The organism is Nocardia inohanensis NBRC 100128 (genome assembly GCF_001612945.1).
In the GTDB taxonomy this organism is placed as follows: Bacteria; Actinomycetota; Actinomycetes; order Mycobacteriales; family Mycobacteriaceae; genus Nocardia; species Nocardia inohanensis.
This window is the reverse complement of record NZ_BDBK01000018.1, coordinates 15,016-29,128: the sequence shown is the minus strand read 5'-3', so window position 1 is coordinate 29,128 and position 14,113 is coordinate 15,016. Positions and strand designations below refer to the sequence as shown.

At 68.8% G+C, this 14,113-nt stretch carries 11 protein-coding genes; 8 read left to right on the top strand and 3 right to left on the bottom strand.

What is annotated here, in order from left to right; translation table 11 throughout:
- Positions 1 to 5 precede the first annotated feature (5 nt).
- The gene (gene treY / locus NI1_RS33320) at positions 6 to 2,414 is read left to right on the top strand and encodes a malto-oligosyltrehalose synthase (RefSeq protein ID WP_067829800.1); all 2,409 of its coding nucleotides are present in this window, start codon (positions 6 to 8) and stop codon (positions 2,412 to 2,414) included.
- On the opposite strand, the gene NI1_RS33315 is transcribed toward treY, so the two are convergent.
- Positions 2,415 to 3,662, bottom strand: a complete 1,248-nt coding sequence (locus tag NI1_RS33315; RefSeq protein ID WP_084524178.1) for a T6SS phospholipase effector Tle1-like catalytic domain-containing protein — start codon at positions 3,660 to 3,662, stop codon at positions 2,415 to 2,417.
- Between the two features lie 164 nt (positions 3,663 to 3,826).
- Here NI1_RS33315 and NI1_RS33310 point away from each other — a divergent pair, with 164 nt between their 5' ends.
- Complete coding sequence (locus tag NI1_RS33310; protein ID WP_067829366.1) at positions 3,827 to 4,498, top strand: response regulator transcription factor; 672 nt, start codon at positions 3,827 to 3,829, stop codon at positions 4,496 to 4,498.
- On the opposite strand, the gene ilvA is transcribed toward NI1_RS33310, so the two are convergent.
- Positions 4,495 to 5,838, bottom strand: coding sequence for a threonine ammonia-lyase IlvA (gene ilvA, locus NI1_RS33305; RefSeq protein WP_439957330.1), 1,344 nt, complete (start codon positions 5,836 to 5,838; stop codon positions 4,495 to 4,497). The genes NI1_RS33310 and ilvA overlap by 4 nt on opposite strands.
- A 135-nt stretch (positions 5,839 to 5,973) precedes the next feature.
- Positions 5,974 to 6,411 carry a nitroreductase family deazaflavin-dependent oxidoreductase gene (locus NI1_RS33300; RefSeq protein WP_067829360.1) on the bottom strand — a complete coding sequence of 146 codons (438 nt, stop codon included), beginning with the start codon at positions 6,409 to 6,411 and terminating at the stop codon, positions 5,974 to 5,976.
- Positions 6,412 to 6,498: 87 nt separating this feature from the next.
- Here NI1_RS33300 and NI1_RS33295 point away from each other — a divergent pair, with 87 nt between their 5' ends.
- The 6 genes from NI1_RS33295 to NI1_RS33270 all read left to right on the top strand — a co-directional run bounded on the left by NI1_RS33295 (position 6,499) and on the right by NI1_RS33270 (position 14,111).
- Positions 6,499 to 6,720 (top strand): hypothetical protein, encoded by a 222-nt coding sequence (locus NI1_RS33295; RefSeq protein ID WP_067829357.1) that lies wholly within the window; start codon positions 6,499 to 6,501, stop codon positions 6,718 to 6,720.
- Positions 6,721 to 6,806: 86 nt separating this feature from the next.
- Positions 6,807 to 7,448 (top strand): MspA family porin, encoded by a 642-nt coding sequence (locus NI1_RS33290; RefSeq protein WP_245663530.1) that lies wholly within the window; start codon positions 6,807 to 6,809, stop codon positions 7,446 to 7,448.
- Positions 7,449 to 7,488: 40 nt separating this feature from the next.
- Positions 7,489 to 9,462, top strand: coding sequence for a hypothetical protein (locus tag NI1_RS33285; protein ID WP_067829354.1), 1,974 nt, complete (start codon positions 7,489 to 7,491; stop codon positions 9,460 to 9,462).
- Positions 9,463 to 9,469: 7 nt separating this feature from the next.
- On the top strand, positions 9,470 to 10,969 hold the full coding sequence (locus NI1_RS33280; protein WP_067829351.1) for a hypothetical protein: 1,500 nt from the start codon (positions 9,470 to 9,472) through the stop codon (positions 10,967 to 10,969).
- Entirely contained in the window at positions 10,966 to 12,435 is a 1,470-nt protein-coding gene (locus NI1_RS33275) for a glycosyltransferase (protein WP_067829349.1), read from the top strand. The genes NI1_RS33280 and NI1_RS33275 overlap by 4 nt, the downstream gene beginning before the upstream one ends.
- On the top strand, positions 12,432 to 14,111 hold the full coding sequence (locus NI1_RS33270; protein ID WP_067829348.1) for an ABC transporter: 1,680 nt from the start codon (positions 12,432 to 12,434) through the stop codon (positions 14,109 to 14,111). The genes NI1_RS33275 and NI1_RS33270 overlap by 4 nt, the downstream gene beginning before the upstream one ends.
- The last annotated feature ends 2 nt before the right edge of the window (positions 14,112 to 14,113 follow it).

The window sequence follows — 14,113 nt, the reverse complement described above, 5'->3', positions numbered from 1 at the left end:
CCGCCATGACCAGCTCGCCCGAACACACCACCGGACCCATCGCCCGGCAGACGCCCGTGCGCAGCACCTACCGCCTGCAACTGCGGCCCGACGCGCTCACCTTCGCCGATGCCCGCGGTATCGCCGAATACCTCCAGCAATTGGGCATTTCGCATCTGTACCTGTCGCCCATCCTGACCGCCGCGCGCGGCTCCACCCACGGCTACGACGTCACCGATCCGACCACGGTGGCCAAGGCGCTGGGCGGGCCGACCGGCCTCAAGGCGCTCGCCGACGAGGTGCGCAGCCGCGGCATGGGTTTGATCGTGGACCTGGTGCCCAACCATGTGGGCGTCGCCGATCCCCGGCAGAACGCCTGGTGGTGGGACGTCCTGCGCAATGGCAAAGATTCGCAGTACGCGCACTGGTTCGATCTCGACTTCAGCCCCGCCAACGGCGCGGGCGGGCGCATCGCACTGCCGGTGCTGGCCAACGAGAACGATCCGGCCGCGCTCACCGTGGACCGCTCCGGCCCCGAACCCATGCTGGCGCTGCGCGATATGCGCTTCCCCATCGCGCCCGGCACCGACGGCGAGAACGCGCTGCGCATCCACGACAAACAGCACTACCGCCTGGTCAACTGGAAGTCCGGATTATGTGGCTACCGGCGCTATTTCACCGTCGGCGGGCTGGCCGCGGTCCGGCAGGAGGAGACCGCGGTCTTCGAGGCCACCCATCGCGAACTCGCGGCCTGGTGTGAGCACGATCTGATCGACGGCGTGCGCATCGACCACCCCGACGGGCTGGCCGACCCCGCCGAATACCTGGAGCGGCTGCGCAAACTCATCGGCCCGGGGCGATTACTGCTGATCGAGAAGGTGCTCTCGGATCAGGAACCCCTGGACGCCACCCTGCCCATCGACGGCAGCACCGGTTACGACGCGCTCGCCGATATCGGTGGCGTGCTCATCGATCCGGACGGTGAGAAGCAACTCACCGAGCTGTCCCGGCAATTCATCGGGCACGGCAGCGACCGCGCCTGGTTCGACGAGCAGCGGCATCGCATCAAACGCGCGGTTGCCGAAACAATGCTGGTGCCCGAGATCCGCCGGCTGGTCGGCGCGATCAAGAGCGATGCCCGGGCCGGCTCCTTCGACACCATGGCGCTCACCAATGCCGTCATCGAGGTGCTGTCGTTCATGCCGGTGGCCCGCACCGATTACGCGCCGCTGGCCGGGGTGGTGCGCGCGGTGGTGGCCGAGGTGGCCCGGCGCAACGGTGAACTCACCCCGCCGCTACAGGTGCTCTCGACCGCGCTGGCCGTCAACGGCGAGGCGGCCGTGCGCTTCCATCAGGTCGGTGCGGCGATGAGCGCGAAAGCGGTGGAGGACACCATGTTCTACCGCGCCGCGCGCCTGGTCTCACTCCAGGAGATGGGCGCGGATCCGACCCGCTGGGGCCGTTCGCTGGTGGAGTTCCATCTGGCCAATGCCGAGCGCGCCGCCCGCTGGCCCGCCACCATGAGCACGCTCTCCACCCACGACACCAAGCGCGGCGAGGATGTGCGCGCCCGCATCGGCATGCTCTCCCAGGTGCCCGATATCTGGGCGCGCGCGGTCACCACCTGGAACGAGATGGTTCCCGGCCCGGACGGCGCGACCACCCTGTTCCTGTTGCAGAACATCTTCGGCGTCTGGCCCGCCGACGGCCGGCCCGCCGCCGCGGTGCCCGGCTTCCGGGAGCGCATTCACGTGTTCGCGGAGAAGGCGGTTCGCGAGGCCGGGACCCAATCCTCCTGGGAGGAACCGGATCTCGAGTTCGAGAACAAGGTGCACCGGTGGATCGACGCGGTCATCGACGGCCCGGTCGGCGCGGAGCTCGGCGAGTTCGTCACCGATCTGGCCACCCACGCCTGGTCGGATGCCTTGGCGCAGAAGCTGTTGCAGCTGTGCGGGCCGGGCATTCCGGATATCTACCAGGGCACCGAGCTGTGGGAGGACGCGCTCGTCGATCCCGACAATCGGCGGCCGGTCGACTTCACCCACCGCACCCTGCTGCTGCAATCGCTCACCGGCACACCGGATCTCGATCCCTCCGGTGCGGTCAAGATGTGGATCGTGGCGTACGCGCTGTGGCTGCGCCGGGAACGACCGGACTGCTTCGTCGGCGGCACCTACACCCCGCTCTTCGCCGGCGGTGAGCAGGCCGCGCACCTGGTGTCCTTCGCGCGCGGCCGCGCCGGGGAGACCCCCGAGGTGATCGTGGCCGCCACCCGGCACAGCATTCGCCTGGACGAGGAGGGCGGCTGGGCCGATACGGTCCTGGATCTGCCGCAGGGGCATTGGACCGATCGGCTCACCGGGCACACCTTCTCCGGGCGGGCGCGCTTGGAGAAGCTCTTCGCGCGCCTACCCGTGGCGCTGCTGGTGCGCTGATCAGGCAGCGGTCTCGTCGTCCGGTTCGGTCGTGTCCAATACCGTCACCACCGGGTCGGGCAGGGGCGTGACCGGCCCGGGCAGGAAGATCGGCCGGGTGCGCGGAGGCCGTTCGGGCAGTGGCCCGCTCGGGATCTGTTCGATCAGCCCCGCCGGAATCTGCTTGTCCGCCAGCGTGTCCCGCCAGCGCCGCAGGTTGGCGTGCCGCTCCACCTCGACGGTCGAGGCCAGATAGCTGTTCTGGTCGCCCTCCTCCAGCAGCCGCCGCCAGGCATCCCAGTAGAACCGCTTACTGCGCGGATGCCGAAGCAGGCGAACGCAATTGAGGATGGTGTAGGGCACGCCCGGCCAGGTCTTCAGTTCGAGCCGCAGGGCGGGCGTCCGGGCCGGCGGGAGCAATTCGCGCAGCCGGACCGGATCGAATTCCAAGCCTTCGGCGTGCGCCTCGCCGACCATCCAGCGCAGGCTCAGGTCGGAGAGCACGCAGCTGTCGAGGCCGCCGCCGACATCGCTGTGCCTGCCCTCGAACCAGACCTGTTTGACGCGGTCGGTACGGCGATACTTCTTGTGCAACTCCACCGGCACCGTCCACAGGCACGGTTCGAACGCGCGCCGCCGATCGTCGATGGAGAGCGCCTGCCGCGCGCAGTGCACGCTGCTGGCGAGATGGACGTCGTGGAACTGGTGCTTCTTGCGCGAGATCCCGGGAATTCCCATCGCGCCCACCGTGTCGAAGACGCCCAGGAAGTGGATCCGCTGCGAATCCGGGTAGCAGTGCTCGGCCCGGAATCGCACCGCCCGGTCGGGCTCCGGATCACCGGGCTTCGGTTTCGGCGTCCGGTAGATCTCGAGCGCCTCGCAGTAGATCTTCTTCTCGATCATGGCCTCGGGCTTCAGAATTCCGAGCCGGTCGATCATCCCCGCCAGGCTGCGCGCGGTGTACGCGCCCCGGCTGAATCCGAAGATGTAGATGTCGTCGCCCGGTTGCCAATTCAATGCCAGCTGCCAGTACGCCGAGGAGAGATTCGCTTCCAGCCCGTACCCGAAGGCGCCGCCCAGGATCTTGTCCGTGGCGAACCCGTGCGCTCCCGGCCCGGAAACATAGAACACCCGCTGCCCGACCGGCTCCCCCGCCGCGCCGGTGCCGTCCAGGCACACGGCCTGCGCGATCTTCACGATATTGGAAACGGTGTCGCTGGATTCGGCCTTCCAAGTGCCGTCGCAGCACACCACCAGCCTTTTCTTCATGAAACGAGCCTCCACCCCTGACTGTTCGGTTTCATGCATAGTGGACTACCCGAGTCATCGCCCGCCCGCGGCGCGATTGTTAACCCGGACCGCAGTGTTAACGCCCGGGCCCGATTCGGCGATCGCTCATGATTCGTTCATGATCTGCATGACAATCTGGCGGCATGCTCGACGATCGCGGAACCGGACGCACGGCCTGGGTATTGGTGTGCGAGGACGACGACGAGTTGGGGGCACGTGTAGCCGAGGGTTTGCGAGAGGCCGGATTCACCGTCGATCTGACCCGGAATCTGGCCGAGGCGTGCCGGTATTGCGGGGCCCGGCATTACGACTGCCTGATCGTCGATCGCGGCCTGCCCGACGGCGACGGCCTGGATCTGGTGCGGCGGCAACGCGAATCGGGTGACCACACCCCCGCCTTGATCATCACCGCACGCGATACCCCCGCCACGCGCACCGAGGGCTACGCGGGCGGCGCGGACGACTACCTGGCCAAGCCGTTCTCGCTCGGGGAATTGGCCACCCGGGTGCGGGCGCTGTGCCATCGCCGCGCGCAACCGCCGCCGCAGGTGCTGGCCATCGGCGATCTGGTGGTGGACCGGATGCGGCGGCGAGTACAGCGCGGCGGGGTGCTGCTGACCCTGACCGTGCGCGAATTCTCCGCGCTCGAACTATTGGCGGCCCGGCCGGGCAGTCTGGTCACCCGCGGTGAGCTGGCCCTGTACTGCGCCGAACCGGCGCCGGCCGTCGACGAGCTGCTGGCCCGGCTGGAGCGCAAACTCGGTGCGCCACAACTGATCCACCAGTCCGCCGCCGGCTACCGGCTGCACGTCTAGGTGAGGTAGCGGTAGGCCGGGGAGCCCGGATCCAGCCGCTCGCACTGGATCCGCGAGGCCTTGATCCGGCTCAGCAGCGCGTCCAGGCCATCGGGCGTGCCCAGTTCGATACCCACCAGCGCCGCACCGGTTTCCCGGTTGTTGCGCTTGACGTACTCGAACAGCGTGATGTCGTCGTCGGGCCCCAGCGCCTCGTCCAGGAAACGCCGCAGCGCGCCGGGCTCCTGCGGAAAGTCCACCAGGAAATAGTGCTTCAGCCCCTGATGCACCAGCGAACGCTCGATCACCTCGCCGTAGCGGGAGACGTCGTTATTGCCGCCGGAGAGCAGGCACACCACCGTCGAACCGGGTTCGATCGCGATCTCGCGCAGCGCGGCCACCGACAGCGCGCCCGCCGGCTCGGCCACGATGCCCTCGTTCTGGTAGACCTCGAGCATGGCGGTGCAGATCGCGCCTTCGTCGACCTGCATCATGCGGAAAGAGCCTGCGCCCGAATCGGTTTCGGTGCTGGTCAGTAAAGGCAGCGAGGCGTGCGAGCGGACGTGGCCGCCGAAGCGCGACACCGCCTGGAACGGCACCGCGCCGATGCGGCGCACGGCCGCGCCATCGACGAACGGGTCGATCTCCGGCAACGTCACCGGTCCCCCGGCCACCAGCGCCGCGGTCATGGAGGCCGCCCCCGAGGGCTCGACGCCGAGGATCGCGGTGCGCGGGGAGCGCTCGCGCAGATAGGTGCCGACGCCGGCCAGGCAGCCGCCGCCGCCGACCGGCACGATCACCAGATCGGGGCCGCGGCCCAGCTGTTCCAGGAATTCGGCGGCGATGGTGCCCTGCCCGGCCGCGGTGCGCGGATCGTCGAAGGGCGGCACCATGGTCGCGCCGGTGCGGGCGACATCGGCGGCGGCGGCGGTGGCCGCGGCGTCGTAGGTGTCGCCGGTGGCGATGAGCTCCACGAACTCCCCGCCGTGCACCCGAATCCGGTCGCGCTTCTGCTTCGGGGTGGTGGTCGGCACGTAGATCCGCCCCTTGATGCCCATCGCCTTGCATGCGAAAGCCACACCCTGCGCGTGGTTTCCGGCGCTGGCGGTCACCACTCCGGCGGCCCGCTCGGCGGTGGTCAGCTGCACGATGAGGTTGTACGCGCCGCGCAGCTTGTAGGAGCGCACGGCGGTGAGGTCCTCGCGCTTGAGGTAGACCTCGGCCCCGGTCAGCGCCGACAGGCGGGCGATCCGTTGCAACGGGGTCGGCTCGATAATGTCCGAAATTCGCTTAGCGGCCGCATCGATCTCATCCGCCGTCAGTTCGGGCAGCGGATTGGACACTTTCTCGGCTACAGCCAGCGGATCAGACACTCGAACATGCTAGCCGGGAGCAGGGCGGCAGCTTGCGGCAGCGCCGACAACAGGGCGAATCGTCCGGTTTGCTGGACAGGAAAATGCCCCGGCGGCAAACCGCCGGGGCCGCTCCGGATCGGATCAGTCGCGCGGGGTGAGCACGAAGACCGGGATCTCGCGGGTCGTCTTGGTCTGGTACGCGGCGTAATCCGGCCAGGCTTCGACGGCTCGCTTCCACCACACGGCCTTCTCCTCGCCGGTCACCTCGCGGGCGTCGTAGTCCTTGACCACGGTGCCGTCGCGCAGCTCCACATGCGGCTGCGCCTTGATGTTCCAGTACCAGACGGGATGCTTCGGCGCGCCGCCGAGCGAGGCGACGACGGCGTACTCACCGTCGTGCTCGACGCGCATGAGCGCGGTCTTGCGGAGTTTGCCGGTCTTGGCGCCGACGGTGGTGAGCAAGATGATGGGCTTGCCCTGGAGGGTCGTGCCTTCGGTGCCGCCCGAATTCTCGAACTTCTCGGCCTGTTCGCGGGCCCAATCGGATGTGCTGGGTTCGTACTCTCCGGTTAGTGGCATGACCCAGCTAACACCGAGGCATCCTGTTATGTTCCCGACAAGAAGTTTCGGTTGCCCGAACTTTCGGTCCCCGGGTACCCTGAGCAGATGGCAGTGGTTCACCCTACTCAGGTCGAGCGCCCCCGTTCGCGGGCCGCGACGGTCGATATCGCGGGTACGCCCTGGCCGGTGTACAAGCTCGAGGCGCTGGCCGCGGGCCTGGTCGCGGCGCTGACCCTGGCACTCATCACCGGGTCTCCGCAGATCGCCGTCCTGGCGGCGGCGACCATCGCGGCGGCACGCTGGCTGATCGGATTCGCGCGCGCCTGAGGCGCACCCTTCCCGAGTCGGCGGTCCCACTCCGGAGACCGCGTGTCTTCCGAAGATTGATGCATGTCAGCTACTACAGTTTGCTGGTGGCCAGCAAACTCGGGACCGTAAGCCTTCTCATCGCAGCCGCCACTCTCGCCTCGTTCGCCGCGGCGCACGCCGATGTCGAAGCCCTGCCGCCGCACGAGCGCACCATTCAATCGATCAACGGCAGTTTCGTCGTCGGTCACCGCGACGAACAGGTCAATCGCGTCGCCCCGCTCAATATGGTGGGCACCACCCGCGAGGCCTTCGTCGACAACATCGCCTACGGGCGGATTCTCGGCCCGGCCACCGGCGTGCTCAAGACCGGCTATCACGTCGGGTGCGCGGTGAGCATCGGCGCGGGCACGGTCGGCGCCACCCCGGACCTCAATGTCGGCACCACCATCGATCCCGGCAAAATGCTCGGCACCGATCCGGGCGCGGCCATCCCGCCGCTCATCCTCGGCGCGAACCCGAATCCCGTTGCCACCCTCAACCTCTCGGCCGGTGAGGTGAAAGAGGTGCCGGTCGGCGAGAAGGAGATCGTCCCGGGCACGGTGGGGACCATCGTGATCCGGGACTTCCACATCATCGTCAACCAGTGCACCGGGCCGGTGGCGATCCGGCACTACACGTATCTGTACACCAAATCCCCCGAGGTCGACGACAGCGGCGCGGTCTTCGGCGAATCCACTTGGCTGTAGCGCGATTTCGCGCCTACCGACATAGCTCAGGAGTCCTGCCATGACCCTGTGTGTCCGCTCCCCCGGTGTCCTGCGCCGCCCGGCGCTCGCGCTGCTCACCCTGGCGACGGTCACGCTCACCGCGGTGGCCCCCATGATCGTGGCGGGACCCGCGGCGGCCGAGCCGGGCGATCACCCGGTGCCGCTGGCCGGCCTGGGCCTGGGCGAATCGCTGCAATTCCCGGGCCGGGTGCACGAGGTCACGCTCACCCTGCCGCTGTTGCCGGGGCTCGCGCCGACCGCCTTGACCGGCACCGTGCAGCTGCCACCGACACTGTCGCGCGGCACCCTCGAAGCCCGGTCGGGGACGCGGCTGCTGGATCGGGTGAACCTGCCGCTGGAACCCCGTGCGCCCATTCGCATTTCGCTCGCCGGGGCGGAGGCCGAAGGCGGTGCGGTCACGGTGACGCTGGCATCGGCGCTGATGCCCGAGCCCGGGATCTGCCCGGACGACTGGACCGGGCAGCCGCTGACGCTCACCGACGGCGCGGTCACCTACTTCGGCGAGGAGACGCAGCCGACGCTGGTGGCGGACTTCCTGCCGCCGGTGCTGGATCGGCTCACCGTGTACCTGCCCGGCGGTCCCTCGCAGACCGAATCGGCGGCGGCGCTGCAATTGGTGACGGCGGTGACCGCGCGCTACTACAGCCGGCCGGTCGCGGTCGAGGTGCGCCGAAGCGATTCCGGCACCGCGGTTCCCGATCATCCGCCGGCCTTCCTGGAACGGCAGATCGTGATCCGGGAATCGGGCGATGCCGGGTTGCGGGTGAGCGGCGGCCCCACCCCCGTGCTCACGGTCTCCGGCGACGACAAGTCGATGCCGGTCCAAATGCGTTTGCTGACCAGCGATCTCGCGCGTGCGGCGCTCGGTTCGGCGGCCTCGGCGGCCGGAATGCCCGCGGTGCCGCGGCTGGCCCCGGAATCGACCACCTTGCAGGAGCTCGGCCAGAGCCGGCTCAGCGCCACCGCCATCGGCTACGTGCGCGTGAACTTCGCCATCGATCAGACCCGGCTCGGCCGGCCGTCGCGGCAGGTGCGAATCAACCTGCACGGCAACCACACTCCGCTGCCGGACACGCTGAACGGACAGCTGAGCGTGGCGGTGGGCGAACGCCAGATCGCGGCCTGGCCGGTGGAGCCTTCGGGACGGTTCGACCAATGGGTCACCATCCCCGACGAGCTGCTGGGCCGGATCACCAATGTGTCGGTCACCTTGCAGCAGGCCGGATTGACGCACGGCTGCGGGCTGGAGCAGCCGATCACCCTGACCATCGATCCCGAAGGCGCGGTGCAGAGCAAGCTCGCGGCCCCGCCGGCGCCGGGCGGGCTGGGCGCGATCGCGCAGGCGCTACTGCCGCGGGTGCGGGTGGGATTGCAGACGCCGGGCTACGCCGATACCGTCCGCGCCGCACAGGTTCTCGTCGCCATCCAGAGATTGACCTCGGTGCCGCTGCGGCCCGAGCTGGTCTCCTTCGACGAGGCGGTGCGGGGCACGCTGCCCGCGGTGCTGATCGCGCCGGACGGCGGGGTGCCGTCCGCGATCACGCTGCCGCTGGACCGTAGCGGCGACACCCTCACCGTGTACGGCGACGATGCCGAACTGGAGACGAAAATCGATCTCGCCCCGCCGCTTTCGTTCGGTTCGTTGCAGGCGACCTGGAGCGGCAAGCGCACCGTGGTGATCGCCACCTCGACGCAGGCCCCCGCAAACCTCGACCGGTTGCTGAACTGGCTGACCGCCGACCCGGATCGCTCCTTCCGGCTCAGCGGTCCGGTGCTGGTGCAGGCCGGGGAGCGCGAACCGGAATTCTTCGATCCCGCGGCCTCCCCCGACAGTGAGCTCGCGGCGGTGAGCAGCGCCCCCGACACCGATATCCCGCTGGCCCGCAAACTGACCCTGGTGGGCAGTGCCGTACTGCTGGCCGGGTTGATCGGCGGGCTCGCGATCCTGTTGCAGCGACGGCGTTCCCGCTGACCCGGCCATGACCGTCACCGCGGCGGAGACCTCCGCACCGGAACGCCATTTCCCGTGGCTGAGTGCGCTGCGGCTGGTGCTGGTGGTCGCCTGCACCGGGCTGGCGTTCTGGGGGCTGTGGGCCGAACTGATCGAGGACATCGGGCAGGGTTCCGATATCGGCTACGTGTTCGCGCTGCCGGTGCTGGCGGCGTTCGCGGCCACCGGGATGGCGCTGCGGCGCGGACCCGAACTGCCGATCTACGACCGGCAGACCGACATCATCGTGGGCCTGCTCGGGTTGGCCGGCACCGCCGCGCTGGAGGGGCTGCTGGTGCTGCGCTACCCCTACGAATACGAGATCTGGCATCTGGATCTGCTGTCCGCGCCGCTGTTCCTGATGAGCGCGTCCATCCTGCTGTTCGGATTGCGCCCGGTGTTCCGGTTCTGGCCGGTGTGGCTGCTGGTGCTGCTCTGCGCGACCCCGGCGCAGTACCGGCTGGCGGTGGCGTTGCTGGGCGGATCGTATGTGGCCAAGGGCGCGGTGCTGCTGATTCCGGCGGCGGCCGCGGCGGCCATCGGGTCGGGACGCACCCGGGGCCGAGCGTGCGCGGGCGGGGCGATCGCGCTGGCGGCCGGAGCGCTCGCCCTGTTCGTGCTGTGGGCCTGGTTCCCGGACGTGTCGGCGCTGTACTACCAGCTGGTTCCGCCGATCGTCGCGGTGTACACGGCCACCACCGTCATGTACCTCGCCTACCGGGGCTGGGCGCACGTGCGGCCGTTCGATCGACCGCTGTTGCCGTACACCGCTTCTCGTTCGCCGAGCGCGCTGCTGACGGTACTCGTGGCCACCGCATTGACCGCGCTAATTCCCTTCCCCACCCAGTACCTGGTGCAGATCGCCCATACCCCGGACATGTCGATCGCCGCCAGTCCCGCCACACCGCCGGGCTGGCAGCTGCTCAACGAACGCGAATATCCTTGGGCCTCACGGTTCTTCGGTCCCTCCACCAGCTGGCACCGGGAGCAGTGGCAGGCGGTGCGCGGTAATCCGGAGTGGGACAAGGAATCCCGGCGCCGCCGGATCATGGTCGATGTCATCCGCACGCAGCAGACCCGGGGCCTCGAGTACTTCCCCGAACTCACGGTGTACACCCTCGCTCAGCCCCGGGTGAGCCCGCCGCGGCGCATCGACCTCGGGCACGGGGTGACCGCGCGGCTCAATACCGTCGTCGACGACCGGCAGCTGCTCAGCTGGACGTGGCTGAGCTGGAACTGGGTCGGCCGGGACGGCGCCGAACGGGTCAGCTTGATCGCGGCCGACAATCATCTGCCGGATGCGGTGTTCCCGCAGCCGAACGCCTCGGTGCGGGTGCTCTTCGAGAACCAGTTGCATCAGGTGCTGCGCGGCAATGCCGTGGTGATCGATCCGGAATCGGACTTCGGCGAACCGGATTCGGAGTACAAGGACGAGGCCATGCTCACCGCGGTGGCCCGCGAGGTGGTCCGGATCGGGTCGGGCGGATGAGCGAACTACCCGGCTTGGCCACCCCCGAGGAGCGCGCGCGGGCGCTGCACGCGGCGGTGCACGGACTGCGCGAAACCGATCCGATGGCCTCGGCGTCGGTGGCTTTCCTGCCCTGGCAACGCAATACGGTGCTGGCTGGGTGCGCGGTGCTGCTGGCGTGCGCGGTGCTCGCCCCCATGCCGACGCTCACCACGATGATCGCGGTGGCCACCCTCGGATATATCGCCGTCATGGTGGACCGAGTGCTGGTGTTCACCCGCGGCATGTCCCGCGACGCCATCCTGACCATCGACGACGACACCGCGCGCGCTCTGCCGGACGAGCGGCTGCCGTCGTACACCATCCTGGTTCCGGCCTACGGGGAGCCCGAGGTGGTCGGCGATCTGATCGCGGCGCTCAACGGCCTGGACTATCCCCGCGACCGGATGCAGGCGCTGTTGCTGCTGGAGGAGGACGACTCGCCCACCATCGAGGCGGCGCGGCGGGCCGGAATCGGCAGCGCGGGCAGCGAACACATCACCATCGTGCTGGTGCCGGCCGCCGATCCGCGCACCAAACCCAAGGCGTGCAATTACGGATTGCATGCCGCGACCGGCGATATCGTCACCATCTACGACGCCGAGGACATTCCCGATCCGCTGCAATTGCGGCGGGTGGTGGCGGCTTTCGAGACGCTGCCGCGTTCGGTGGTGTGCGTCCAGGCCAAGCTGGCGTTCCACAATGCCCGGCAGAATCTGCTGACCGCCTGGTTCACCATGGATTACGGCCTGTGGTTCAGCTTCCTGCTGCCGGGGCTGATGCGCAGCAGCGCGCCGATTCCGCTGGGCGGCACCTCGAATCACTTCCGCCGCGGCGTACTGGTGGATATCGGGGCCTGGGATCCGTACAACGTCACCGAGGACGCGGATCTGGGGGTGCGGATCGCGGCGCGCGGCTACTCCACGGCGGTCATCGATTCGGTCACCCTGGAGGAGGCGAATCCGGACGCCATCAACTGGATTCGGCAGCGCTCGCGCTGGTACAAGGGCTATCTGCAAAGCTGGCTGGTGCATGCGCGGCGGCCGGTCCGCCTGTGGCGCGAGATCGGCGCGGTGAGCTTTCTGCGGTTCACGCTGATCCTGGCGGGGACCCCGATCATCGCCTGCCTGAATCTGGTGTTCTGGTTCATCTCGATGGCCTGGATCTTCGGCCAGCCCGAGCTGATCGAGAAGATGTTCCCCGCTGCCGTCTACTTCCCCGCGCTCCTCGCGCTGGTGCTCGGCAATGCCGCCACGGTGTACATGAACTTGATCGCCTGCCGGGAGAACGACCGGCCCGATCTGCTGCTCGCCTGCCTGCTCTCGCCGCTGTACTGGCTGCTGATGGCGGTCGCGGCGGCCAAGGGTTGCTGGCAGCTGGTGCGCAATCCGTCCTACTGGGAGAAGACTTTTCACGGTCTGGGCAACGCGGCACAGGACAAGTCGTGAGGCGCGCGCCGCGGATCGTGTTCGCCGCGTCCACGCTGCTGTACCTGGTGACCGGGACCTTCCTCACCGCCGGGCGCGGGGATCTCATGGGCGATGCGCTGAGCCGGGTCTCGGCCACCGAGTCCGCGCTGTTCAGCCGCGACCCGCACCTGTCGGCCATCGGTTTCGTGTTCACGCCGCTGACCTCGCTGGCGCAATTGCCGTTCGTGGCGCTCTCGCAGTGGTTCCCGGCGATCACCCGATGGGGTTTGTCCGGGGTGCTGATGACGGCGCTGTTCATGGCGGGTGCGGTCACCATGATCTGGGGCATCGGCGTGGATCGCGGTGCGCCGCAATGGTTGTGCGTACTGATCACCGCCGCTTTCGCACTCAATCCGATGATCGTGTTCTACGGCGGCAACGGTATGAGCGAGGCGCTGTTCGGGTGCTGCCTGTGCTGGGCGGTGCGGCGGCTCATGCGCTGGGTGCGCACCGACGGCGTCCACGACCTGGCCGCCGCCGGCATCGCGCTCGGCCTGGCCTATCTGACCCGGTACGACGCGCTGGCTCCGGCCGCCGTCGCGGGGCTCGCGGTGTACGGCTTCAGCTATCGCCGGCGTACCGAGCAGCGATTCGCCGGGGCGGCAATGGATCTGGTGCTGCTGGTCGCGCCGGTGGCGTTGGCGTTCCTGGTGTGGGCGGCCACCAGCTGGCTGATCACCGGGCAGGCGTTCCAGCAGTTCACCTCGCAGTACGGCAATTCCGCGATCCTGGAGCAGTCGGGGGCGGTACGGCCGGATCATCCCATTGCCGCCGCGCAGTACTCGTTCGCGGCCATGCTGATCCTCGCGCCCACGCTGCCCCTGCTGCTGCCGCTGGCGGCGGCGCTCGGGGTGCGGCGGCGGGATTGGCAACCGGCGGTGCCGATCCTGCTCTTCGGCGCGGTGCTGGGGTTCCAGACTCTCACCTATGTCACCGGCTCCACCTTCGCGTTCCTGCGGTTCTATATCGCGGCCATCCCGCTGACGGCGATCCTGGCCCTGCTCATCGCACCCGCGCGCGGGTGCCCGCCGAGCCGCCGCCTGGGCCGATACGCAGAGGTGGACCGGAACGCGACGGAACATGTGGCGGTGGAAGCAGTTTCAGCGACCGCGCGGCGAGGCCGGCCGGTGGTCGGTGCGGGGGCGGCGGCGGTGCTGTTGCTCGTTTCGCTGCCCGTCACGGCGTTGGGAATGAACAGTCAGATCATGGCGGTGCAGGAGTATCCGCTGGGTGCGGTGCTGTTCCCGGATCCGGACAATGTCTCCGACAAGTATGCCGATCAGGTACGGATCGCCGCGACCTTCTCCACCGAGCGGCGGCTGGCCGACTATCTCGACGCGCTGGAGTTGCCGCCCGGTTCCATTGTGCTGGACACGGTGTACGGCTTCGCGGTGCTGGCCGCCTCCGAGCGGCCCGAACGCTTCGTCATTCCGTCGGATCGCGACTTCGTGCGCATTCTCAACCGGCCCGCCGAGCGCGGGGCGAAATACATTCTGGCGGTGCCGAACACCGGCCGCGGCACCTCCGATGCGGTCAACCGGCGGTATCCGACCATGTACGAGAACGGGGCGCAGATCGCCACTTTGGAGCTGGAGATCCCCAATGACGGGGCGGGACAGCCCAATTGGCGGCTCTACCGGGTCATCGGCAGCTGATA

Bases quoted from the DNA above. Each gene is read 5' to 3' on its own strand.
- treY (WP_067829800.1), top strand. From the start codon at position 6: ATGACCAGCTCGCCCGAACACACCACCGGACCCATCGCCCGGCAGACG.
- NI1_RS33315 (WP_084524178.1), bottom strand. From the start codon at position 3,662: ATGAAGAAAAGGCTGGTGGTGTGCTGCGACGGCACTTGGAAGGCCGAA.
- NI1_RS33310 (WP_067829366.1), top strand. From the start codon at position 3,827: ATGCTCGACGATCGCGGAACCGGACGCACGGCCTGGGTATTGGTGTGC.
- NI1_RS33300 (WP_067829360.1), bottom strand. From the start codon at position 6,411: ATGCCACTAACCGGAGAGTACGAACCCAGCACATCCGATTGGGCCCGC.
- NI1_RS33295 (WP_067829357.1), top strand. From the start codon at position 6,499: ATGGCAGTGGTTCACCCTACTCAGGTCGAGCGCCCCCGTTCGCGGGCC.
- NI1_RS33285 (WP_067829354.1), top strand. From the start codon at position 7,489: ATGACCCTGTGTGTCCGCTCCCCCGGTGTCCTGCGCCGCCCGGCGCTC.
- NI1_RS33280 (WP_067829351.1), top strand. From the start codon at position 9,470: ATGACCGTCACCGCGGCGGAGACCTCCGCACCGGAACGCCATTTCCCG.
- NI1_RS33275 (WP_067829349.1), top strand. From the start codon at position 10,966: ATGAGCGAACTACCCGGCTTGGCCACCCCCGAGGAGCGCGCGCGGGCG.